The sequence below is a fragment of the Ruegeria sp. AP11 genome (assembly GCF_056535865.1).
In genome coordinates this window covers 2,086,142-2,109,267 of sequence record NZ_JBQFJB010000001.1, presented here as the reverse complement: position 1 = coordinate 2,109,267, position 23,126 = coordinate 2,086,142, and the positions used below count along the sequence as shown (strand labels likewise).

Sequence of the window (23,126 nt, the reverse complement as noted above, 5' to 3'; positions counted from 1 at the left end):
CCCAGATAAGCGTTCTGCCCTTGTTATTAAATATCCTACTGCTCGGGGACGAGGATTTCGCGTTTCCCAACATGATTTGCCCCGGAAACAACGCCTTCCTCCTCCATCTGCTCAACAAGCCGCGCGGCCTTGTTGTAGCCGATGGCGAGTTTCCGCTGAATATATGAGGTCGAGCATTTGCGATCCTTGATCACAATCGCCACTGCCTGGTCGTAGAGAGCATCCTCGCCATTGGTGTTGCCACCCGTGTTCAGGCCCAGAACGGCGTCGATATTGTCGGCCTTTTCCTCGGCCGGGCCATCGACCACGCCGCTCATGTAATCCGGCGGTCCGAACTGTTTCAGGTGGTTAACGATTTCCTCGACTTCTTCGTCCGAGACGAAGGGACCGTGGCAGCGGGTGATCTTGGCGCCGCCCGCCATATACAGCATGTCGCCTTGCCCCAGCAGCTGCTCGGCACCCATCTCGCCCAGAATGGTGCGGCTGTCAACTTTAGACGTCACCTGGAACGAGATCCGGGTGGGGAAGTTCGCCTTGATCGTCCCGGTGATTACGTCAACCGAGGGGCGCTGCGTGGCCATGATCAGGTGAATGCCCGAGGCCCGCGCCATCTGCGCGAGACGCTGGATGCAGGCTTCGATCTCTTTGCCCGCGACCATCATAAGGTCAGCCATCTCGTCAACGATGACGACAATATAGGGCATCGCTTCGGGCGCGAATTCCTCGGTCTCGAACATCGGCTCGCCGGTTTCATCGTCAAAGCCGGTTTGGACCGTACGGCTGAACATCTCGCCCTTGGCCAGCGCATCCTTCACGCGGCCATTGTAGCCTGCGATATTGCGCACGCCCATTTTGGACATCTTGCGGTAGCGATCCTCCATCTCGCCCACGACCCATTTCAGGGCCACAACCGCCTTTTTCGGATCAGTTACAACGGGTGAGAGCAGATGCGGGATGCCATCATAGACCGACAGTTCCAGCATCTTCGGGTCGATCATGATCAGGCGGCATTCGTCCGGGCTCAGCTTGTACAGCAGCGACAGGATCATCGTGTTGATCGCCACCGACTTACCGGAACCGGTGGTCCCCGCGATCAGCAGGTGTGGCATCTTGGCCAGGTTGGCCACGACGGATTCACCGCCGATATCCTTACCCAAAGCCAGCGGCAGCGCGTGGTTGCCATCGCCGAAATCACGGCTGGCGAGGATTTCGCGCAGGACCACCATCTCGCGGTTTTCGTTGGGCAGTTCGATCCCGATGACCGAACGGCCCGGCAGGGTCGAAACCCGTGCCGACAGGGCCGACATCGACCGCGCGATATCATCGGCCAGACCAATAACGCGGCTGGCTTTCAGACCGGGTGCAGGTTCGAGTTCGTACATGGTGACCACGGGGCCGGGGCGAACGCTGACGATCTCACCCTTGACGCCGTAATCATCCAGCACGTTTTCCAGCATCCGCGCGTTTTCCTCCAGCGCCTCATCGCTCAGGTGATGGCGCTGAATGCTGGCCGGGTTGGACAGTAAGCCCAGCGGGGGCAGCTCGAAATCGCTGTGCTTTTCCTCAAAGGACAGGGTTGGCTGCGCCTCGGCCTGCGCGCGGCGCGACGGCGGCGGTGCACGGCGCACGGGCTGCGCGACAACCGGCTTGCGCGGTTCGGCGACCGGGATTTTGACGGCCTGACGCGATTGCGGCGCAGGCTCTTCAAACACCGCCTCGTCATCATCATAATCCGGTTCGGCCACATAATCCTGCTGCGCCTGCCATTCGCGGTCAGCGGTCGCGGTCAGCGGCGGTTCGGACGGCAGCGTGGCAGTGGTCACGGGCGGTTCCGGCGGCAATTCATCCATCGACCCTGCATTCAGGATCAGCGGATCAGGTCCGCGACCGCGTCCTTTGGTCAGCGGCAGGTTCGGATCAGGCTCGGGCGCCATCTGTCCTGCGGCCACTTTACGGTTACGCACAGCGGCAGAGATTTTTGACCGGATGCGATCCTCTTTGGGCATGTCATAGTAACCCTCGACCGCGACGGGATCGATCAGCTCCGGATCGGGCATCGGATCGGGCCGACGGATCAGCGACGGCATCCGCGCCAGAAGGCCCGGTTTTGGCTCAGGCTCGGGGACTTCCAACTCGGGCTCTTCAAAAATCGGGTCAGCATAGGCCAGATCATCGTCAAAACCAGCCTGCACCGGCACGGCGCGTTCGGCCCGGCGTTCGGCCCATTGCGTCCGACGATCCCGCGCCGCTTGCGCCGTGGCCGAGGCACCGCGGCCCAGAGCGTTCATCAGCAGGTCATAGGCCATGACAAGACCCAGCAGGAAGGCACGGAACCCTTTGCGCACATCCGCTTTGGTAAAGCCCAGCACGAACACACCCAGCGCCAGCATCCCGACTGCCATGGCCAGCGACATCAGCTTGACCAGAAAATGAGAAGAGATCGGCAGCAGCGTCAGCAGCGCCCCCATCACCGTGTCGCCAAAAAGACCGCCCAGCCCATAGCTGTGCGTCGCGCGCCATTCGGCACCCGGCACCAGGGTGGCGGCATAGACCGCCAGAACGGCGATCCAGATCGGAGCGAAAATCAAACGGGCAATGGCGCGTTCTTCGCCAAAATGACCGGCAAAACGCAGGCCCCATGTGATCAGAACCAGCGCCACGCCGAAGCTGCCCCAGCCCACAATCATGAACAAGGGCGCCGCGATCGAGGCCCCCACACGCCCCATCCAGTTCTGCACCGGCGCGTCGGTCGACACCATCCAGTTCGGATCGTCCGGCGTATAGGACCAGACCATCGCAGCAGCGGCGAGCCCGAGCAGGATCAGAGCGATTCCGATCAGTTCCTTACTGCGCCGCTCGATGGCGGCCTGGGTGGTGCTGTCCAGCAGCGGGTCACGGTTGCGCGCGTTCAATGATGCCATTTTGCCCTCGTACCTCACGAATAGATGCAGTCGCGGAGCGTGATCAGCCCGCGCTTCATCTCTGTTTTTGGGGCCACCATGGCGACCCGGATAAATTGCTCGCCCGGGTTTTGCCCCGGATCACCTTGAGAAAGATATGCCCCCGGCAGAACCCGAACGCCGGTTTCCTGCCAAAGCTTCAATGCAGTTTCTTCGCCGTTTTCGACCGGCAGCCACAGGAAGAACCCCGCCTCGGGCGGCATGTACCCCTGCACGCCCGCAAACACCTCATCCGCGACGGCGTATTTTTCCTGATACAACGCGCGGTTTTCCTGCACATGCGCCTCATCGGCCCAGACCTTGGCGGCGGCGGCTTGCAAAGGTGCCGGCAGCGGCGCGCCCGCATAGCTGCGCAGCAGTTTGACCCGTTTGATCGTCTCAGGCCCGCCCGCGATCAGGCCCGACCGCAACCCGGCCAGATTTGAGCGTTTGGACAGAGAGTTGAACAGCGTGACCCGCTCAGGATCAGCGCCCAGTTCCTGCGCAACGGTCAGCGCGCCAACCGGCGCTGTGTCTCGGTAGATTTCGGAATAGCATTCGTCCGCAAATATGCGGAAATCGTATTTTTCGGCCAACCGGATCAGTTCCGCCCAGTAGTCGCGCGACGCAACCGCCCCCTGAGGGTTCGCGGGCGAGCAGATATAGGCCACGGCGGTGCGGTTCAGCACCTCTTCGGGCAGGCTTGCATAATCCGGCAGATGGCCGGTTGCTGCGGCTGCGGGCACAAAATACGGCTCTGCCCCGACCGAGATCGAGGCGACCATGTAGACCTGATAAAACGGATTCGGGCACAGGACGATTGGTCGTTGCCCGTTCTTCTGTTCGGGGCACAGCGCCATAGCGGCATTATACAGCCCTTCACGTGTGCCGTTCAGCGCCATCACATTGGCATCTGCATCCATCGACACACCATACCGGCGATTCACCCAATCCGTGATCGCCACACGCAAAGCGGGCGAGCCTTCGTTCGGAGGATAGCCCTGAAACCCGGCGGCGTTTTCCATGATCACATCGGTCACCCAAGACGGAAAATCGTGCTTGGGTTCGCCAATCGTCATATGAACAACATCGCCGCCCGGCTGATGATGATCCAACAGGGCGCGCAGACGCGGGAATGCATATTCCGGTAGGTTCGAAAACCGCTCGGGGAAATTCATGATACTGCCTCAATTTCGGGGTCATTTTGCGCCCCGTTTTCTGGCAGATTACAGATCGACCCGGGCTTCGTCCAGACAAAGAGGTGCCGAATCAGGGGATTGTGGCATTCAGGTCAAAGCGGTTTCGGCGGCCGATCCCAGCCTCAGCAGCGCCTCTTCCGACCCCGGATACCCCAGCATCATCAGCCCGCAACCGGGCGTTCCCGTGGGCAGGGTCAGCGCCGCAAGCCCCATCAGATTCCCGATCCGCGTGTTGCGCAAGGCAAGAAGATTCTCGGTGACATAGTAGTCATGATCGCTCAGCAACCGGTCCAGATTGGGCGGCAGAATCGGGGCCGTCGGCGCAAGCACGGCATCAAACCCGGCGGTCGCCGCGTCCCAGGCCCGTCGGCACGCGACAAGTTTCGACCATGCGGCCACGTAATCAGGGCCGGAATAGGCCTTGCCCATGCGGAACCGTTCCAGGATTTCGGGATACATCGCTTCGGGGTTCGCTTCGATCACATCGCGCCACAGGCCATAGGCCTCGGTTGTATAGAGCACGCCAGACAGACTCATTGCGTCGTTTAACTCGGGCACTTCAAGCGGTACGATCTCGGCCCCCGCATCTTTTAGGCGTAGCAGTGCGTCGTCATAGGCCTTGGCTGGCGCATCGCGCAGATCGTCTTTGGCCACGTTCTGCAAATCCGCAAAGCGGCGGCCTTTCAGTGTAACTCCGCGCAAGTCAGCAGGGGATGTGCCCTCAAGCGCCGCCAGCAAATGGGCGGCATCCTCAACCGATCGTGCCAGCGGCCCGACTGTATCGAATTTCAGGCACAGCGGCACGACGCCCTCAAGGCTAAGACGCCCCGCCGTTGTTTTCAGCCCGACCAGATCGTTCCAGGCCGCGGGGATACGCACTGACCCGCCCGTATCCGAGCCGATACCACCCGCCGCCAGCCCCCACGCCACCGACGCCCCCGCCCCCGAGGACGACCCGCCCGGCACAGCGTCTTCGTCATTCACACAAGGCGGTGTGGCCGTCACCGGATTGAGGCCCAGGCCCGAGAAGGCGAGCTCGCTCATATGCGTTTTGCCCAGACAGACCGTGCCCATCGCGGTTGCATTGCGCAGCACCTGCGCGTCGGCCTCGGGCACGCGGCCTTTCAACAAGGCCGAGCCGGACTCGGTTCCAATGCCGACCGTGTCAAACAGGTCTTTCCAGCTGATCGGAACGCCATCCAGTAATGACCGGCGCAGGCCGAGTCGGGACCGTTCTTGCGCCGCAAGGGCCTCGGCGCGGGCGCGATCATGGGTGACGCGGGCATAGATCCGATCCCGATGCGGGTGGGCGTCGATCGCAGTCAGATAGGTTTCGGCCAGCTCAACCGGATCGATCTGTCCCATTCCGATGCCACGGCCTAAATCACATGCCGTCATGGTCAGCCAGTCTTGCATCCCGCCCCTCCCGAAAATGTCCGTGATCGGACGGTAGCGACAGGACCGCACATGGACAATCCCGAAAGGGCGCGCATATTGCAGCACATGGAACACAGATCCGACATCCTGATCGTTGGTGGCGGCCTGAACGGCCCCGCCCTTGCGCTGGCGCTGGCCCAGACCGGGCATTCCGTCACGGTTGTTGACGCTCTGGCCGAGAAGGTGCGCAAAAACGCCGCCTTTGACGGGCGCGCGTATGCGCTGGCGCTGGCCTCGCAACGCCTGCTGGATGCGATTGGCGTGTGGGAACGGGTGGAAGAACACGCTCAGCCGATGCTGGAAATCAAGGTATCGGATGGTCATGCCGGTGCCGGACCTTCCCCGTTCTTCATGCATTTCGACCATGCCGAGATCGAAGAAGGGCCGATGGGCTATATGGTCGAAGATCGCCACCTGCGACGGGCCTTTCTGGATGCAATGGCCGAACAAGACGAGATCACCGAGATCAGCGGCAAGACGGTTGTGTCACAGGACATCTCGGCAAATGAGGCGACGCTGACTCTGGATGACGGGGCCACCCTGTCCGGTAGTCTTTTGGTCGGCTGCGATGGTCGCCGCAGCGGCACCGCAATGCGTGCCGGGATCAAGCGCACCGGTTGGGATTATGGCCAGACCGCGTTGGTCTGTGCCATCGAACATGAGCTGCCCCATCACGGTATCGCCCATCAGTTCTTCATGCCCCCCGGCCCGTTGGCGATTCTGCCGCTGACCGGCAACCGCAGCTCCATCGTGTGGAGCGAACGCACCGAGGCAGCGAAGCAGATCAACGCCCTGCCCGAGGTTGACTACCTGCAGGTTCTGCGTCCGCGCTTTGGCGATTTCCTCGGCGATATCCGCCTGCAAGGTGACCGGTTTACCTATCCGCTGAACCTGACCATCGCCAATTCCTTCATCGCTGACCGGCTTGTGCTGGTCGGGGACGCCGCCCACGGCATGCACCCCATCGCCGGGCAAGGTCTGAATGCCGGTCTGCGGGATGTGGGGGCTTTGGCCGAAGTTCTGACCCTTGCCGGTCGACGCGGCGAAGATATCGGCTCACCACTGGTGCTGGAGCGCTATCAGGAATGGCGTCGCTTCGACACGGCATCGCTTGCGATAGCGACGGATGTGTTCAACAAGCTGTTTTCGAACGACAATCCCTTGCTACGGATAGGCCGCGATATCGGCATGGGCATCGTCGGATCGCTGCCCGGACTGCGCCGGGGCTTTGTGCGCGAGGCTGCTGGCCTGACCGGCGATTTGCCGAAACTACTGCAGGGGCGTGCGATCTAGTCCAGCGCGCGCGCCTCGTCCACCAACATCACCGGGATGCCGTTTCGAATGGGGAAGGCCAGACCAGCGGCTTTGGATACCAGTTCCTGCCGCTCGGCGTCATAATGCAGGGGCGTGTGCGTCTGCGGACAGATCAGCGCCTCAAGCATGTGACGGTCAAAGGCGTGTTCAGGCGTGCTCATTGCAGTTTTTCCTCATTCGATCCGCCGCGCATGGCGAATTCAATCAATGTCACCAGGGTTTCGCGCCTTGTGCGCAGGCAGGGAGCCTCCAGCAGGGCCTGTTTATCCTCGGGGTCGAATTCCAGCATCATCGACAGAGAGTTGACCAAAAGCTCATCATCGGCGTCCTTCATCGTGTCCCAGTCCGTCGACAGCTGACGGGACGAGAAGAACCGCTCCAGCAGCCTCAGGAATCTGTTTCGATCAAAGCCATTATCCTCTTCGGCTTTGCCGAGATCACGGTCGAAACCGTCCCAGGACACCGACGCGCGCCGATAGGGGGTAAAACTGTCCAGCTCAGTCCGGACCCGAAACCGGGATATCCCGGTCAGCGTGATCAGATAGCGCCCGTCTTCTGTCTCGGAAAACTGCGTAATACGACCGGCGCAGCCGATCTGATGCAGCTTGGTCTCATCCCCCTGACAGGTGTTGGGCTGAACCATCCCGATCAGCCGCTCAGAGGTTTTCAACGCGTCATCCAGCATCTGCAGATAGCGCGGCTCGAATATATGCAGTGGCAGACGGGACCGGGGCAGCAAAAGCGCTCCGGGCAGTGGAAACACGGATACCGTTTCCGGCAGATCAGCGGGATGCATCATACAGTCGAGTGTAGCCCTGATCGGGATTTAGGCAAATATCATCGAGCTGAGCTTGCGCCGACCGTTCAGCACAATCGGATCATTGGGCTTGAGCGCATCAAAAATCGTGAATAGCTGCGCCTTTGCCGCGCCCTCATTCCACTCGCGATCCCGGCGGAACAGTTCCAGCAATTGAGCGACCGCTTCTTCGACATCGCCATTGGCATGCAGGGCCTGCGCCAGATCGAAACGGGCCTGATGGTTGTCAGGCTCGGCCTCGACCGTTGCAGTCAGTTCACCCACCGGCCCCGCATCGGCGGCCTGTTTCGCCAACTCCAGCTGCGCATGGGCCGCCTCAACCTCGGGCGAGGTCGAAATCTCGGCCGGGGCACCGTTGAGGATCGCCTCGGCCTGATCCAGATCGCCCAGCGCAATATGGGCGCGCACCAGCCCGCCATAGGCGGCGGCATGGTTGGGGTCTTCACCCAGAATAGCGGCAAAGGTTTGCGCCGCGTCTACAGCGGCCCCTTCGGTCAGCATTTCTTCGGCGGCCTGAGCTGCGTCCTCTAACTGACCACCGGGGCTTTCGCCACCTGCGGCTTCGATCACGCGGTCGATAAAAGCCTTGATCTCGGAACCGGGCAGCGCGCCCTGAAACCCGTCAACCGGCTGACCCTTGTAAAACGCATAGACGGTCGGGATGGACTGGACGCGCATTTGACCCGCGATCATCTGCGCCTCATCCACGTTGATCTTGACCATCTTGACCGCACCTTTGGCGGCAGTCACGGCCTCTTCCAGCGCGGGGCCCAGCGTTTTGCACGGCCCGCACCAGGGTGCCCAGAAATCGACGATGACCGGTGTCTCTTGCGAGGCTTCGATCACGTCGGCCATGAAGGTGGCCTCGGTCCCGTCCTTGATCAGATCGGTGGTGTCAGAGCCGGCTGCGCCGTTCAGAAGGTCCATGGCTTTTTCTCTCTGGTTCGTATTTGCGCCCTATATGCCGCCGCCCGGTCCGGAAACCAAGGGCTGAGTCGGGCGTTTTTGCATCAATCAGACGTCGAATGTCGCGAATACCGGCGCATGGTCGCTGGGCTTTTCCCATCCGCGCGCATCGCGCAGCACCCGGCTGGAATGGCCCGCGTTCGAGATATCGGGTGTGGCCCAGACGTGATCCAGCCGCCGCCCCTTGTCCGCCGCATCCCAATCGCGCGCGCGGTAGGACCACCAACTGTATAGCTGGCCTTCGGGGATATCCTGCCGGGTGATATCGACCCAACCGCCCGCATCCTGTGTTTCGGCCAATGCCTCAACCTCGATCGGTGTATGTGACACCACCTTGAGCAATTGCTTGTGCGACCAGACATCATCTTCGCGCGGGGCAATGTTCAGATCACCGACCAGAATGGATTTCTGCGGCGTCTCGGCATGGAACCAATCGCGCATATCGGTAAGGTAATCCAGCTTCTGGCCGAATTTCTCATTCACCTCGCGGTCGGGAACATCCCCACCCGCAGGGACATAGAAATTGTGGATGGTCACGCCATTTTCCAACCGCCCCGCGATGTGGCGCGCATGGCCAAGACCGGCGAAATCCTTGTCACCCACTTCCTCCAGCGGCATTCGGGACAGTATGGCCACACCGTTATAGCCCTTCTGCCCCCGCGCAATCATGTGCGTATATCCCAGCTCTGCGAACCCTTCGGTCGGAATCTTCTCGACCGGTGATTTGCATTCCTGCAAACACAGCACATCCGGAGCCTCTTCCTGCAGCAATTTCAGCACGATAGGCTCACGCAGGCGGACCGAGTTGATGTTCCATGTGGCAAGAGTGAAGGGCATGAGGCGCGTTTCCTTTGTCGGGGTTGGCGCACCCTAGCGTGGGTATGCCCGCAGTACCACGACAAAAAAAGGCCGGGCCATCAGGCCCGGCAGTCCAACAGGGAGGTACATGTCATAACCCGGACATGCACGGGATGGGAGTAATCTAAATATGCCTCAAGAGTATCACTTTGATCCAAGTCAATCCAGCAAGATCAAGCGACAAGACGATATCCGCCCGATTCTGTGACCAAAAGGCGCGCATTCGACGGATCGGGCTCGATCTTCTGACGCAGGCGATAGATGTGGGTTTCCAGCGTGTGAGTGGTCACACCGGCGTTATAGCCCCAGACCTCGTGCAGCAGCACATCGCGCGCCACCACGCCATCGGTCGAACGGTAGAGGAACTTGAGAATGTTCGTCTCTTTCTCGGTCAGGCGGATCTTGCGGTCATCCTCGGTCATCAGCATCTTCATGGCCGGTTTGAACGTGTAGGGACCGAGAACAAAGACCGCGTCTTCGGATTGCTCGTGCTGACGCAGCTGGGCACGGATGCGCGCCAGAAGTACCGGGAATTTGAACGGCTTAGGGACATAGTCATTCGCACCGGCATCCAAACCCAGGATGGTATCGGCATCGCTGTCATGACCGGTCAGCATCAGGATCGGGCTTTTGACGCCCTGTTTGCGCATCAGGCGGCACAGCTCGCGCCCATCGGTATCCGGCAGGCCGACATCCAGAATGACCAAGTCGTAAATCGCTTCGCGCGCGCGTTCCATCGCAGATGCACCGTCTGACGCTTCGAACACGTCAAAGTCTTCGGTCATCACGAGCTGCTCACTCAAAGCTTCGCGCAGGTCTTCATCGTCATCCACCAGCAGGATTTTTTTAAGCTGTGCCATCTGCGGTCCTCCTAAGCCTTTTCCACCACTTGCGCATCAAAGATGCAATCAGCAAGATTTGCTGCAATCGCTTCACGCCCTCGTGTCTGAGGCGGAGGAAATGTTTCACATTCTCGGTTGATCAGGGTAGGACAAGAGCCTGATCGTTATAGGGTAACATGCATGAGTCTCTTTCCTGGCATCACCGAACTGCTGGCACGGGCGCGGGCTGATCTGCGCATGGGCGTTCCCGTCGTCCTGACCGACGACGGCGGTTACAGTGTTCTGGCGCTGGCCACGGAAACGCTCAGCCCGCAACGGCTGGCGGATCTGCGGGGTTTGGGCGGCGAACCGGTCGTGGCGATAACTGTCAGGCGGGCCGAGACGTTGAAGGCCCGCGCCTATGACGGTGATCTGGCGCGGGTTCTGATTCCGGCGGATGTCGATCTGGGCTGGGTGCAGGCGGTGGCCGACCCCTCGGACGATCTGAACGCGCCCATGAAGGGCCCGCTGATGACCGAAAGACATGGCAATGCCAATCTGCACCGCATCGCGATTTCGCTGACAAAATCGGCCCATTTGTTGCCCGCAGCCGTTGTTGTGCCCGTCGAGGACGGTCGTGCATTTGCGGTGACCCACGGTCTGACCTGTATTGACCACACAAATGCCGCGCCCCATCTGGCCGATCGCAGTGCCCTGCATGCGGTTGTGGCAGCGCGCCTGCCGATGGAAGTCTCTGAGGCTGGCCGTCTGCACGTCTTCCGCCCCGAGGATGGCGGTGAAGAGCACTATGCTATCGAGATCGGCCGCCCCGACCGCGACAAGCCTGTTCTGGCCCGGCTGCATTCGGCCTGTTTCACCGGCGATCTGATGGGCAGCCTGAAATGCGATTGCGGCCCGCAATTGCGCGGTGCTCTGGCCCAAATGGGGGCAGAGGGCTCTGGCGTTCTGCTCTATCTCAATCAAGAGGGGCGCGGGATCGGGCTGGCCAACAAGATGCGCGCCTATTTCCTGCAGGATCAGGGTTTTGACACGGTTGAAGCCAACCACCGGCTGGGGTTCGAAGATGACGAGCGGGATTTCCGGTTGGGTTCGGACATCCTGAAATCGCTTGGCTTCAATTCTGTGCGTCTGCTGACCAACAACCCCGCCAAGATCGCAATGATGGAGCGGACTGGGATTGCCGTCACCGAACGCGTTCCGCTGAAAGTTGGTGAGACTGCGCACAATCGCGGATATCTGGCGACCAAAGCGGCCAAGTCAGGCCATCTGTTGTGACACCCGATGATCTGGTCCTGACACCACGCGGCATCCGGTATGCGGGGCGCGTCTTTCCCTGCGCCATAGGCAAGGGCGGGCTGCGCACCGTCAAGCGCGAAGGCGATGGCGCGACACCTGTGGGCACTCACCATGTTGTCGGAATGCTCTATCGTGCCGATCGCATTGCCCGCCCCGCCCCCTGGGCGCGACCCATCGGGCCTGGTGATCTGTGGTCGGATGACGGGCGGGATGGCTCGTATAACCACCTCGTCCGGGTGCCTTACGCCTTCAGTCATGAAAAGCTGCGCCGTGCCGATCCGCTATATGATCTGGTCCTGATCACGGACTGGAACTGGCCCAACGCGGTTCCCGGGCGCGGCTCTGCCATTTTCTTGCATCAATGGCGTCGCCCGCGATATTCGACCGAGGGCTGCATCGCCTTTCGCCGCGATCACCTGAGATGGATTGCCCGCCGGATCGCTCCCGGTACGCGCTTAATCATTCCTGAGGTTTGACCCGTTCGCCAAAGATGGCCGAGCCGACACGCACATGTGTCGCGCCCAAAGCGATGGCAGATTCGAAATCGCCGCTCATCCCCATGGACAGCCCTTCCAGACCATTGCGTTCCGCGATCTTCGCAAGCAGGGCAAAATGCAGCGCCGGTTCATCTTCGACCGGCGGCAGGCACATCAGCCCGCGTACCGGCAGGTCCAACGCCCTGCACTCGGCCACAAACGCATCGGCATCGGCAGGCAGGATACCGGCCTTCTGCTCTTCTTCGCCTGTATTGACCTGAATGAACAGATCCGGACAGGCGCCGATTTCTTGCGCAAGCCGGGCCAGCGTTTTTGCCAGTTTGGGACGATCGACCGAGTGGATGGCATCGCAAAGCTCCATCGCCTGCCGCGCCTTGTTGGTCTGCAACGGGCCGATCAGGTGGAGTTGAACATCCGAGAACCGCTCCCGAAACGCGGGCCACTTACCAGCCGCTTCCTGCACCCGATTCTCGCCAAAACAGCGGTGGCCCTGATTTAGAACGGCTTCGACTCGCTCGTCCGGCTGAACCTTGGAAACGGCGATCAGCTGAACCGATCCATTGGTACGCCCGGCGGCTGCTTCCGCTTTGGCAATTCGGTCGGAGATTTCTTGCAGCGACATGGGGCCTCTCACTTTCATGCTTGCCGCAGAAAAACACCATGTGGGCACAAAAGAAAAGGGCAGGTCCGAAGACCTGCCCTTAAACCTTGCGGTTCAAATCAACTTAGAAGTTGAAGTTGACACCGAAGTCTGCGCGAACGCGGCTGTCGCCGTCACCAACTTTGGTGTTGCCCAGACCACCTTTCAGCGACACACCGCCACCCAGGTCATGGATGAAGCCAATGCCGTACTGCTGGGTGTCGTCGTCTGCGCTACCGTCACCGTAAGCTGCGGTCAGAGTGGTTGCCGCGCCCAAGTTGTAGGCCAGCGAGAAACCATATGCAGTGCCGTTCAGGTTTTCTGCTGCAACGTCATCGTCTGCGACGAACAGTGTTGCGTTCAGATCACCGAAGTCACCACCCAGGGTCAGAACGGTCAGAGTGTCTTTCTCACCACCGAACGGACGGTCGGTCTGACCATAGGCCAGAGCGGCTGTGATGTTGCCGAAGGTGTAAGTTGCACTGATATCCCAGCGGTCGCCGCTGTCGGTGTCTGCGCCGGCAGTTGCGGTTTCAGCAAAGGTCGCCTGGTCATACGACGCGCCGAAGGCGAAATCGCCAACTGCGTACTGGAAGAACACCGCGTTCGAACCTGCGCCGGTCGACGAGAATGCCAGGAAGTCGTAGTTAACACCGGCATACTGACCGATGAAGAATTCAAGGCCAGGCTCGTTACCGTAGTAGTTTGCCAGGTTGTCGAAGGCACCCGATACGTTGCCCGCGTCAACACGCAGACCGCCGTAGATTGCCGAGAAGCGCGCGCCGCTCAGCTGAGCTGTGCCTGCTTCGCCGTTGCCGGCGTTTTCGTCAGCTTGCAGACGAACACGAGCCGAGAACTCAACACCACCGTCGGTTTCTGCGGTGCCGTCGATGTTCAGACGGAAACGGGAGATCAGGATTGTGTTGTCGGTGTCAACGCCAGAAGCGGTGCCGCCATCAATCGAATCAACGGTGCCGGTACGGTCTTCCAGGTAACCAATACCAAAGCGGCCATAACCGCTGAACTTAACGTCGGCCGCTGCAACACTTGCGGTTGCGATCAGAGCGGTCGATGCGAAGAGAACTTTTTTCATCTTGTTTCCCTCGGTTTCAAAGATTTTTCTACTCGACACATGCAAAGCACGCGTCTCAGCACGGACACCGTTTCGCTTTTTTTGCCCCCTTTGCGCAAGCTTGGCATAAGCGCCCCACCGTCATTCGGCCCAGATTGGTGCAAGGATGCCACAGTCGCAATTCCGCCGGATCGCGCCCTCCGCTCACGCCCATATGTAAAGAATAGGCTTGTTGCTTCACGGGACCTTGTCTAGGAGTATCACCCGACAGTGCAATTATAGTGGTACGGGGTCTATTAACGATGCGCCTGCTGACGATTCTGGGGATGATCATAGTGACGGCCGCCGTGTCGGCCTGCGGACGGCCGCCTCCGGGTGACGCATCCATTTTGACCGCGGATGGCAGCTCAACCGAAGAACGTGAACTGAATGACCCGAATCGCTCGACGATCTGGGATGTGTTTGGCCCCGACAACTCGGAACAGGTCACAAATGTGAACCGCTATCTTTGGTCTGCGTCTCTGGATGTTCTGAATTTCCTGCCGATCCAGGAGGTTGATCCGTTTACCGGTGTGATCGTGACCGGCTATGGCACACCGCCGGGCGGAGGGCGTCAGTATCGCGCCACGGTACATATCAGCGATCCGGCACTTGCTGCGCGTTCGTTGTCGGTGTCTCTGCAAACCAGCGGCGGCTCTCCTGTCAGCGCCGCGACCAGCCGTGCGGTAGAGGATGCGATCCTGTCCCGGGCGCGCCAGCTGCGCATTGCAGACAACAAGTTCTAGAATCCCGCTGAAAATCACTCTATGACCACGCCGGGTTCCTACCCGGCGTTTTCATTCATGAAGGACCGCACAATGTCGCGCTACTCGGCCACCGAAATCGAAGCAAAATGGCAAGAGGCCTGGGACAAGGCCGGTATCTTCACCGCCGACCACAAGGCGGACAAGCCGAAATACTATGTGCTCGAGATGTTCCCCTATCCGTCGGGCCGAATCCATATGGGGCATGTGCGCAACTATACGATGGGTGACGTGATCGCGCGGCACAAGCTGGCGACCGGTCACAATGTACTGCATCCGATGGGCTGGGACGCGTTCGGGATGCCCGCCGAAAACGCCGCGATGGCCATCGGCGGCCATCCCAAGGACTGGACTTATGGCAACATCGCCGACATGCGCGGGCAGATGAAACCGCTGGGCCTGTCGATAGATTGGTCTCGTGAATTCGCCACCTGTGACCCGGAATATTATGGCCAACAACAGGCTCTGTTCCTGGACATGCTCGAAGCCGGGCTGGTTTACCGCAAGAACGCGGTGGTGAACTGGGATCCAGTCGACATGACCGTTCTGGCCAATGAACAGGTCGAAAACGGCCGCGGCTGGCGCTCGGGCGCGTTGGTTGAGCGGCGCGAGCTGACTCAATGGTTCTTCAAGATATCGGATTATTCCGAGGAACTGCTCGACGCGCTGGACACGCTGGAGAACTGGCCCGCCAAGGTGCGCCTGATGCAGGAGAACTGGATCGGCAAGTCGCGCGGCCTGCAATTCGGATTCGAACGCACCGATGGCGGTGAGCCGATCACCGTCTATACAACCCGCCCCGACACGTTGCTGGGGGCGTCCTTCGTCGGCATCTCGCCGGACCACCCGATTGCCAAGCAGCTTGAAGCCGAAAACCCGGAAGTGGCTGAATTTGTTGCGGAATGCCGCAAGGGCGGCACCACTGAAGAAGCCATCGAGACCGCCGAGAAGCTGGGCTATGACACCGGCATCAAGGTCAAACATCCGCTGGACCCGAATTGGGAACTGCCGGTCTGGATCGCCAACTTCATCCTGATGGATTACGGCACCGGCGCGATTTTCGCCTGCCCGGCCCATGACCAGCGTGACCTGGATTTCTGCCGCAAATATGGCCTGCCGGTGGTCGACACATTCTTTGCGCTGGATGACGACTCGCCGGTCGACAAGATCGCCTTCGTGCCGCCAAAAACCGAGAAGGTCCGCTGGGTGAACCATTTCGCGGGTCTGTCTGAGGCGACGGGCGACGAAGCTATCAACGCCACCGTCGATTTCGCCGAGAAGGCCGGTTGGGGCGAAGGTGTCACCAAATACCGCCTGCGCGATTGGGGCCTTTCCCGGCAGCGCTATTGGGGTTGCCCGATTCCTGTCGTCCATTGCGATAGCTGCGGCGTGGTGCCCGAGAAGAAAGAAAACCTGCCCGTCCGCCTGCCCGATGACGTGACCTTCGACAAGCCGGGCAACCCGCTGGACCGTCACCCGACCTGGCGTGATTGCGAATGCCCGTCCTGCGGAGCACCTGCCAAGCGGGAAACCGACACGATGGACACGTTCGTCGATTCGTCGTGGTATTTCGCCCGCTTCACAGCGCCGTGCGCGGAAACGCCCACCGATCAGGCCGAGGCCGAATACTGGATGAATGTCGACCAGTATATCGGCGGCATCGAACACGCGATTCTGCACCTGCTGTATTCGCGCTTCTTCGCGCGGGCGATGCAGATCACCGGGCACCTGCCAAAAAAAGCCATCGAACCCTTCGATGCGCTGTTCACGCAAGGCATGGTGACGCATGAGATTTACCAGACCCGTGACGCCAATGGCCGTCCGGTCTATCACCTGCCCGAGGATGTGATCGACGGCAAACTGGCCGACGGCACCGAGGTCGAAATCATCCCCTCGGCCAAGATGTCGAAGTCCAAGAAAAACGTGGTCGATCCGGTCAGCATCATCTCGGCCTTCGGCGCTGACACCGCACGCTGGTTCGTGCTGTCCGATTCGCCGCCCGAGCGCGACGTGGAATGGACCGCGTCTGGGGCTGAGGCCGCGTTCAAACACCTCAGCCGTGTACACCGCATCGCCTCGGAAATCGCAGACTCGGACGTTCCGGCCAATGCCGAAGACGAAACTCTGTTGCGCGAGATGCACAAGGCGATTCATGATGTGTCCGGTGGCGTCGAATCCTTTGGCTTCAACGCCTCGATCGCCAAGCTTTATGCCTTCACCAACACGCTGGCCAAATCCAAGGCGGGCACCGACGCCAAGCGTCAGGCCGCCAAGACACTGGCGCAGCTGATGTCGCCGATGACGCCGCACCTGTCCGAAGAGTTGTGGCAGATGCTGGGCGGCGAAGGTCTGGTGGCCACCGCTGCATGGCCCGTCGCGGATGCGGCGATGCTGGTCGATGACACCGTCACCCTGCCGATCCAGATCAACGGCAAGCGGCGCGCGGAAATCAGCGTTCCCAAGGATATGGCCAAGGACGAGGTTGAAAAAATCGCGCTTAGCACCGAAGCTGTGCAAAAGGCGCTGGATGGCAATGCGCCGAAGAAAGTGATCGTAGTTCCCGGACGGATTGTGAATGTCGTCGTTTGACCGCAGAACCCTGCTCTTGATGCCGCTGGCGCTGGCCGCCTGCGGCTTTGAACCGGTCTATGCGCCGGGCGGCGCAGGCACCGCGCTGGACGGAAAAGTGGCTGTTTCGGCCCCCAACACGGTCGACAGCTTCCTGTTGGTACAGAGCCTTGAACGCAAACTGGGGCGCAGCGCCGCGTCAAGCAAGGATTTTGCACTGAATGTTGAGGTCTCGACCGTCACCCGCCGCGCGGCGATCACCACATCCAACGAAACTGACCGTTATACGATTGATGGACGCGCGACCTACGCGCTGAAATCCAACAGCTCCGGAAAAATTCTGGCCTCTGGCACAGTTGTGGATTTCGTCGGGTACTCTGCCGCCGGATCAACCGTATCGACATTGGCAGATGAACGCGACGCGAGAGAAAGGCTGATGGTGATCCTGTCCGATCAGATCGTCAATCGCCTTTACGCTGCGCCGGGCCTGACCACATGAAGCTGAGCCCGCGCGAGGCAGAGGGCTATTTCGCCAAGCCGGACGCGGACAAGGCCGGGCTGCTGATCTACGGCGCCGACGCGATGCGCGTTGCGCTGAAACGACAGCAGGTCCTTGCGGCCCTCTTGGGCCCCGGCGCGGAAGAAGAAATGCGCCTGACCCGTATTCCCGGATCCGACCTGCGCGGCGATCCGGCCTTGTTACTCGATGCGGTCAAAGCTGTCGGCTTTTTCCCCGGCCCCCGCGCAGTATTCGTCGATGAAGCCACCGAGACAGCCGCCCCCGCTATTCTCGCCGCGCTCGAGGACTGGGCCGCAGGGGATGCCCAGATCATCGTCACGGCGGGCCAGCTCAAGCCCAGCTCGAAAATCCGCAAGGCGTTCGAGGCGCACCCGGCTACCTACGCAGTGGGAATCTATGACGATCCGCCGTCCCGGGCAGAGGTTGAACGCATCCTCTCGCATGCCGGGCTGCAAAACATTCCGCGCGATTCGATGTCGGCGCTCAGCGAACTGGCATTGGCGCTCAGCCCTGGTGATTTCACGCAAACCGTTGAGAAATTGTCGCTTTACAAGCGGGGCGATGCGTCAGAGCTGAGCATTGAGGATATCGAGGCCTGCGCCCCACGCTCGACCGAAGCGGCGCTGGACGATGTGCTGAACGTGGTCGCCGAAGGCCGCACCGGCGAGATCGGGCCGCTGATCCAGCGGCTGCAGGCGCAGGGCACCAACGGGGTGACATTGTGTATCGCGGCAACCCGGCATTTCCGAACCCTCTACGCCTGCGCGGCGGATCCGGGCGGTGCGGCACAAGGCATCGGCAAGCTACGTCCGCCGGTCTATGGCAAACGGCGTGATCGCATTCTGCGTCAGGCGCAAGGCTGGGGAGCTGCCAAGCTGCAGACGGCGCTGACGGTGCTGACGGATACCGACTTGTCCCTGCGCTCGGCCGGACAGACTGCGCCTGCGATGGCGCTGGTGGAACGTGCCATGATCCGCCTGGCAATGCTGGCACGGTCACGTTGATCAAGGGTTTTGCTTGACCCTTGTCCGGCCGCTGGCCCACTTTCGACGTATCTAAACCAACAGGATATGAGCATGTACAAGCTTTACGGCCCCGTCATGACCCGCACATCACGGGTGATCTGGATGTTGGAGGAAATGGGTGAGGCCTATGAGCTTGAGCCGGTCGCCCCACGCTCGCCAGAGATTTGGGGGCTGAACCCCTCCGGCAAGGTTCCGGTGCTGGCAGATGGGGACCGCGCCATCAACGACAGCTCGGCCATCATGACCTATCTGGCGGACAAGCATGGGGCTCTGACCTATCCTGCCGGTACCATCGAGCGGGCTGAGCAGGACGCGCTGTTCTACACAATTCTAGACGAGATTGATGCGGTTCTGTGGGTCGCGGCGCGGCACACATTCATCCTACCCGAGGAGAAACGGGTTCCGGCAATTCGTGAGTCGCTCAGGTGGGAGTTCGACCGCAACTTTCAGCGGCTTGAAAAGCGCTTCAAAGGGCCGTTCCTGATGGGGGACAAGATGACCATCGCCGATATTCTGCTGATTCATTGCATGAGCTGGGCAAAAAACGCCAGTTTCCCGCTGAACTCCGCAGTTCTGAGCGCCTACGGCAAGGAGATGCGCCAGCGTCCCGCCTATCTGAAAATGGCCGGGCTGGCGGTGAAATCTTAACCTTTCGGGTGCGACTTGAGGTATTCTGCGGCAGCACGGCCTGCCCAACGACCCGTGGCCAGACAGGCTGTCAGCAGATAACCCCCGGTTGGCGCTTCCCAGTCCAGCATTTCTCCGGCGCAGAACACCCCGGGCAAGGCTTTCAGCATCAAGCCGTCATCCAGGGCATTGCGTGCCACGCCTCCGGCGGTTGAAATCGCCTCATCCATCGGTCTCAGACCAGAATGTCGGACGGGCAAGTGTTTCAACGTCGCAACCCAGTCCGGCTGCGTCAGCGCATGGTCCTTAGCCATCTCATGAAACAGCGCGATCTTTTGTGGCGGCAAGCGTAAGCTGTTTCGAAGCCAGTGCGACAGGGTCGCCTTGGGTTTCTTGGCTGCCAGCCGTGATCGCAATGCTGCGACAGTAACGTCGGGCACCAGATCGACGAACAGCGGTGCGCCTTCACGCAGCGCGGGCGTCAGGGAATAAAGCCCGCCACCTTCAAGCCCCCTGACTGAAATGGCAGCCTCACCCCGGCTTGTCAGCTCACCGGCCACCCAACGCACCGATTTCAAGGCCGCCCCGAAATGCGGCTGCATATAAGGGCTCCACTCTACCGACAGCGCCGAATTCGACGGGGCGAAGGGTGTCAGTTCAACACCCTTATCCGATACGACCGAAGCCCATTCTCCGTCAGAGCCCAGCCGCGCCCAGCTGGCCCCGCCCAGCGCCAGTATCGTCACATCGGGGGTCAGGCATTGGGTCCCTTCCGATGTGTCGAACTCCAGTGCTCCCTCGTGCCAGCCGAGCCAGCGCCAGCGGGTCTGCACCTGTACACCGGCCTCATCCAACCGCGCCAACCAGGCGCGCAGCAATGGTGAGGCTTTCATCACCTTCGGAAACACGCGCCCGGTCGAGCCGGTAAACATCTCTTGCCCCAGATCCTGCGCCCAGCGGGATACAGCCTGCGCGTCAAAGGCACGGATCATCGGCCGTAGCCAAGCCTCGGCTTCGCCATATGCTTCGATCAAGGTATCGAACGGCTCATCCTTGGTCAGGTTCAGACCCGACTTCCCGGCCATCAGGAATTTGCGCGCAACCGACGGCTTTGCCTCGGCGACCAGCACCTGATGCCCGGCGCTGGCCAATTGCTCAGCCGCCATCAGCCCTGCGGGGCCTGCACCGATCACAACTGCTTGCGCCATCGCGCCCCTCTTGCCCTGCCCGCGCATCAGCGCGAGATTGCGTTATGGCGAACACCGATCCGATCTGCCCGCTCTGCGACCGCCCGATCCCCGACGGGGTTGGCAGCCTGCACCATCTGATCCCAAAACTCAAAGGAGGCAAGGGCGGGCCGACCGTTCTGCTGCATCAGATCTGCCATAAAGAGGTTCATGCGACCCTGACCGAGGCCGAACTGGCGCGCAATTTCAACTCGGTCGAGGCGCTGCGCACACATCCGAGGCTTGAGAAATTCCTGAACTGGGTCCGCAAACGCCCGCCCGGGTTTCGATCCAGGGTGCCGGGCAAGCGGCGGGGGCGCTGATCAGGCGGGCAGGATCAGATCGCCGAACGCGTCTTGCTGACGGGCCTCCAGCCCTTCGATTTCGAGCCCGCGATAGTCGGGCACCGGCGCGAATTGCGCCCCTGCAATATGCTGAAATTCCAGCGTCGTATAAGGGCGTTTCCACAGCCATTCGCGATTTTCTACGGACCAGATATCTGGATTGGGCGGGGTCTCGTCAGTGAACGCATAGAAATGCAGATCGAACCCGTAAGGTGCCACATCCTGCATCGACAGCAGGCGCATTCCCAACTTGCGGCAAACGACATCTTCGGCAGCGATATCGCCCGTCCGCAGGGTGATCTGGCCGATGCAGGCCTTATCAAAGGGGGCATCCGCCTCTGCGGCATCATCGGGCCGGTTGCCCTCGAAGTCATGCTGCAGAAGTTCAATCCCGAACCCTTCGGGATCGCTCAGGTGGCACATATAGCCGATATCAATGAATTGACGCGGCGCGCTGACGGGAATGCCCTTCTGGCGCAGGAAATCGGCGGCCAGATCGACATCGGGTAGCGTGATGCCAATCTTCCAGTATCGCTGTCCCTGATCATGGGCATAGCCGCCCCCACCCGGCATCAGCAGCAGATCGGCCCCCGGCCCCCGATAGCTGAGACGACGGTTCGGCCCCTCGATCTGAACACTCATGCCAAGTGCGTCGCTGTAAAATGCGGCGAGGCGGTCCGGGTCGGCAACCCGCAGGCGCAGGGCGGCAATCCTCATGGACACAACCCGGCAATCCCGGCGGCAATCGCGGGATCGGCGGCCAGCGAGTCGGCAACAAGTTCACGCGCCGTTGGCATCAACAAATCCGGCTCGACCACACGGTCGACCAACCCGAACGCATAAGCCTCATCCGCTGTGATCTTCTGTCCCGACATCAGGATCAGCTTGGTGCGCGCCGGACCGATCAGCGTGGCCATGCGTTTCGGATCGGAAGGTTGCGGCAAAAAGCCCAGCTTCATCACAGGATAGAAAAACTTGGCCGACGGCACCGCGATGCGCAGATCACAGGCCAGCACCATCCCGTTGGCCCCACCGGCCAGCGTACCATTCAGCGCGGCCACGGTCAGACAGGGCAGTGCGGCGATGGCCCCCGACAGCTTCTCCCACAGATCAGAGGTGGCTAGCCCGGCACGCGCCTCCTCCAGATCGGCCCCGGCACTGAACACACGCCCCGCGCCGGTCAGGATCAGGGCGCGCGCTTCGGTGGCGGCCTCGGCGATCCGGACCAGTTCGGTCAGCATCGTCGCTGTCAGGGCGTTGGCCTTGGATGGGTTGTTCAGCGTGACGGTCCACAGACCATCTTCTTTCGTCAGATCAATCACGTAAGTCCGATCCTTTTGCGGATATCTTCATTGCGCAGGGAAATCTCGGCGCCCAGATAGTCATCTGTGTCCGCCGAACACATCCACAACAGCGCCCGCGCAGGCCAGTCGGCCGGGATGTGATCGTCCCAATCCAATTGGCTGACCGGGTTGATGCCGCTGGCCTTGATCACCCGCTGCATGTCGGTGGCCACGGTGCCCGGCGACAGGCCCATGGCGCGAATGCCATGATGGGCCTCTTCCAGATGCAGACATTCGGTCAGCATCTTCGCACCCGCCTTCGACGCACAGTAATGGCTCCACGCCTCAACCGGGTTCGAGGCGGCACCGGATGAGACCGTCAGCACCGTGCCCCCACCCGCGGCGCGCATGATCGGCAAAGCCGCCCGCATGCCGTAGAACACGCCCTTGAGGTTGATATCAATCGCCGCGCTCCAGGCCGAAACATCAGCGTTGGACATGTGAAAGATCGGATCAATCACTCCGGCATTTCCCACCAGAACATCCAGCGAGCCGAACCGGTCGACGCAATCGGCCACCACCTGTTCAACCTGTGCAAAGTCGCTGACATCGCAAGCCAGCGCAATCACATTTTCGCCAAGTGCCGCCGCCAGTGCCTCGATCTGATCGCGGCTGCGCGCAACCAGCACGACATTGGCCCCGGCTGCGGCAAAAACGCGCCCGGCCTCGGCACCGATGCCCCGGCTTGCCCCCGTTATCAGTACGGTTTTCCCTTGCATTTGCATCGTTTAAATCCCTGCTTTTGAAATTGAGTAAAGTCGTACAGTGGAAATGGGGAATTGGTCCACCCCTT

General features: G+C 60.8%; 23 protein-coding genes. 9 read left to right on the top strand and 14 right to left on the bottom strand.

Going from position 1 to position 23,126, the window contains the following annotated elements; genetic code table 11:
• Positions 1-35: 35 nt before the first annotated feature.
• The 3 genes from ACR3E4_RS10705 to ACR3E4_RS10695 form a co-directional block, all read right to left on the bottom strand.
• Positions 36-2,921: a DNA translocase FtsK gene (locus ACR3E4_RS10705; RefSeq protein ID WP_480534324.1), complete on the bottom strand. Its 2,886-nt coding sequence runs from the start codon at positions 2,919-2,921 to the stop codon at positions 36-38.
• Between the two features lie 14 nt (positions 2,922-2,935).
• Complete coding sequence (locus ACR3E4_RS10700; protein WP_480534326.1) at positions 2,936-4,117, bottom strand: aminotransferase class I/II-fold pyridoxal phosphate-dependent enzyme; 1,182 nt, start codon at positions 4,115-4,117, stop codon at positions 2,936-2,938.
• Between the two features lie 108 nt (positions 4,118-4,225).
• Positions 4,226-5,554, bottom strand: coding sequence for an amidase (locus ACR3E4_RS10695; protein ID WP_480534328.1), 1,329 nt, complete (start codon positions 5,552-5,554; stop codon positions 4,226-4,228).
• A gap of 51 nt (positions 5,555-5,605) precedes the next feature.
• On the opposite strand from ACR3E4_RS10695, the gene ACR3E4_RS10690 reads away from it, so the two are divergent.
• Positions 5,606-6,868, top strand: coding sequence for an FAD-dependent monooxygenase (locus ACR3E4_RS10690; protein ID WP_480534330.1), 1,263 nt, complete (start codon positions 5,606-5,608; stop codon positions 6,866-6,868).
• Here ACR3E4_RS10690 and ACR3E4_RS10685 read toward each other — a convergent pair.
• The 5 genes from ACR3E4_RS10685 to ACR3E4_RS10665 form a co-directional block, all read right to left on the bottom strand.
• Positions 6,865-7,050 carry a Trm112 family protein gene (locus ACR3E4_RS10685; protein WP_480534332.1) on the bottom strand — a complete coding sequence of 62 codons (186 nt, stop codon included), beginning with the start codon at positions 7,048-7,050 and terminating at the stop codon, positions 6,865-6,867. The genes ACR3E4_RS10690 and ACR3E4_RS10685 overlap by 4 nt on opposite strands.
• Positions 7,047-7,688: an LON peptidase substrate-binding domain-containing protein gene (locus tag ACR3E4_RS10680; RefSeq protein WP_480534334.1), complete on the bottom strand. Its 642-nt coding sequence runs from the start codon at positions 7,686-7,688 to the stop codon at positions 7,047-7,049. The genes ACR3E4_RS10685 and ACR3E4_RS10680 overlap by 4 nt, the downstream gene beginning before the upstream one ends.
• Positions 7,689-7,715: 27 nt before the next feature.
• Positions 7,716-8,633 carry a thioredoxin gene (gene trxA, locus ACR3E4_RS10675; RefSeq protein WP_480534336.1) on the bottom strand — a complete coding sequence of 306 codons (918 nt, stop codon included), beginning with the start codon at positions 8,631-8,633 and terminating at the stop codon, positions 7,716-7,718.
• 87 nt (positions 8,634-8,720) lie between these two features.
• Positions 8,721-9,509 carry an exodeoxyribonuclease III gene (locus tag ACR3E4_RS10670; protein ID WP_480534338.1) on the bottom strand — a complete coding sequence of 263 codons (789 nt, stop codon included), beginning with the start codon at positions 9,507-9,509 and terminating at the stop codon, positions 8,721-8,723.
• A gap of 194 nt (positions 9,510-9,703) precedes the next feature.
• Positions 9,704-10,390 carry a response regulator transcription factor gene (locus ACR3E4_RS10665; RefSeq protein ID WP_480534341.1) on the bottom strand — a complete coding sequence of 229 codons (687 nt, stop codon included), beginning with the start codon at positions 10,388-10,390 and terminating at the stop codon, positions 9,704-9,706.
• A 162-nt stretch (positions 10,391-10,552) separates the two neighbouring features.
• On the opposite strand from ACR3E4_RS10665, the gene ribA reads away from it, so the two are divergent.
• Together ribA and ACR3E4_RS10655 are read left to right on the top strand one after the other, a co-directional pair.
• Positions 10,553-11,647 (top strand): GTP cyclohydrolase II, encoded by a 1,095-nt coding sequence (gene ribA / locus ACR3E4_RS10660; protein WP_480534343.1) that lies wholly within the window; start codon positions 10,553-10,555, stop codon positions 11,645-11,647.
• A complete protein-coding gene (locus ACR3E4_RS10655) occupies positions 11,644-12,144 on the top strand; it encodes a L,D-transpeptidase family protein (protein WP_480534345.1) in 501 nt (166 codons plus the stop codon). Before ribA ends, ACR3E4_RS10655 begins: the two co-directional genes overlap by 4 nt.
• Here ACR3E4_RS10655 and ACR3E4_RS10650 read toward each other — a convergent pair.
• Both ACR3E4_RS10650 and ACR3E4_RS10645 read right to left on the bottom strand, forming a co-directional pair.
• Positions 12,128-12,787, bottom strand: a complete 660-nt coding sequence (locus tag ACR3E4_RS10650; protein WP_480534347.1) for a YggS family pyridoxal phosphate-dependent enzyme — start codon at positions 12,785-12,787, stop codon at positions 12,128-12,130. The two genes, ACR3E4_RS10655 and ACR3E4_RS10650, sit on opposite strands and share 17 nt — an antisense overlap.
• Positions 12,788-12,890: 103 nt before the next feature.
• Positions 12,891-13,898: a porin gene (locus ACR3E4_RS10645; RefSeq protein WP_480534504.1), complete on the bottom strand. Its 1,008-nt coding sequence runs from the start codon at positions 13,896-13,898 to the stop codon at positions 12,891-12,893.
• A gap of 281 nt (positions 13,899-14,179) precedes the next feature.
• Between ACR3E4_RS10645 and ACR3E4_RS10640 the strand changes: the two genes are divergently transcribed.
• The 5 genes from ACR3E4_RS10640 (at position 14,180) to ACR3E4_RS10620 (ending at position 19,441) form a co-directional block, all read left to right on the top strand.
• Positions 14,180-14,662 (top strand): DUF3576 domain-containing protein, encoded by a 483-nt coding sequence (locus ACR3E4_RS10640; RefSeq protein ID WP_480534348.1) that lies wholly within the window; start codon positions 14,180-14,182, stop codon positions 14,660-14,662.
• 72 nt (positions 14,663-14,734) lie between these two features.
• Entirely contained in the window at positions 14,735-17,269 is a 2,535-nt protein-coding gene (gene leuS, locus ACR3E4_RS10635; protein ID WP_480534350.1) for a leucine--tRNA ligase, read from the top strand.
• Positions 17,256-17,747, top strand: a complete 492-nt coding sequence (gene lptE / locus ACR3E4_RS10630; RefSeq protein WP_480534352.1) for an LPS assembly lipoprotein LptE — start codon at positions 17,256-17,258, stop codon at positions 17,745-17,747. Before leuS ends, lptE begins: the two co-directional genes overlap by 14 nt.
• Positions 17,744-18,772, top strand: a complete 1,029-nt coding sequence (gene holA, locus ACR3E4_RS10625; RefSeq protein WP_480534354.1) for a DNA polymerase III subunit delta — start codon at positions 17,744-17,746, stop codon at positions 18,770-18,772. Before lptE ends, holA begins: the two co-directional genes overlap by 4 nt.
• A gap of 72 nt (positions 18,773-18,844) precedes the next feature.
• Positions 18,845-19,441, top strand: a complete 597-nt coding sequence (locus ACR3E4_RS10620) for a glutathione S-transferase family protein (protein ID WP_480534356.1) — start codon at positions 18,845-18,847, stop codon at positions 19,439-19,441.
• Here ACR3E4_RS10620 and ACR3E4_RS10615 read toward each other — a convergent pair.
• Entirely contained in the window at positions 19,438-20,628 is a 1,191-nt protein-coding gene (locus ACR3E4_RS10615) for a TIGR03862 family flavoprotein (protein ID WP_480534358.1), read from the bottom strand. The genes ACR3E4_RS10620 and ACR3E4_RS10615 overlap by 4 nt on opposite strands.
• Before the next feature lie 44 nt (positions 20,629-20,672).
• Here ACR3E4_RS10615 and ACR3E4_RS10610 point away from each other — a divergent pair, with 44 nt between their 5' ends.
• Positions 20,673-20,969 carry an HNH endonuclease gene (locus tag ACR3E4_RS10610; protein ID WP_480534360.1) on the top strand — a complete coding sequence of 99 codons (297 nt, stop codon included), beginning with the start codon at positions 20,673-20,675 and terminating at the stop codon, positions 20,967-20,969.
• On the opposite strand, the gene ACR3E4_RS10605 is transcribed toward ACR3E4_RS10610, so the two are convergent.
• Genes ACR3E4_RS10605 through ACR3E4_RS10595 form a run of 3 tightly spaced genes read right to left on the bottom strand, consistent with a single transcriptional unit; the run spans position 20,970 to position 23,058 of the window.
• On the bottom strand, positions 20,970-21,707 hold the full coding sequence (locus ACR3E4_RS10605; RefSeq protein WP_480534362.1) for a VOC family protein: 738 nt from the start codon (positions 21,705-21,707) through the stop codon (positions 20,970-20,972).
• Positions 21,704-22,312 (bottom strand): enoyl-CoA hydratase/isomerase family protein, encoded by a 609-nt coding sequence (locus tag ACR3E4_RS10600; protein WP_480534364.1) that lies wholly within the window; start codon positions 22,310-22,312, stop codon positions 21,704-21,706. Before ACR3E4_RS10600 ends, ACR3E4_RS10605 begins: the two co-directional genes overlap by 4 nt.
• Positions 22,309-23,058, bottom strand: coding sequence for an SDR family oxidoreductase (locus ACR3E4_RS10595; RefSeq protein WP_480534366.1), 750 nt, complete (start codon positions 23,056-23,058; stop codon positions 22,309-22,311). The genes ACR3E4_RS10600 and ACR3E4_RS10595 overlap by 4 nt, the downstream gene beginning before the upstream one ends.
• Between the last annotated feature and the right edge of the window lie 68 nt (positions 23,059-23,126).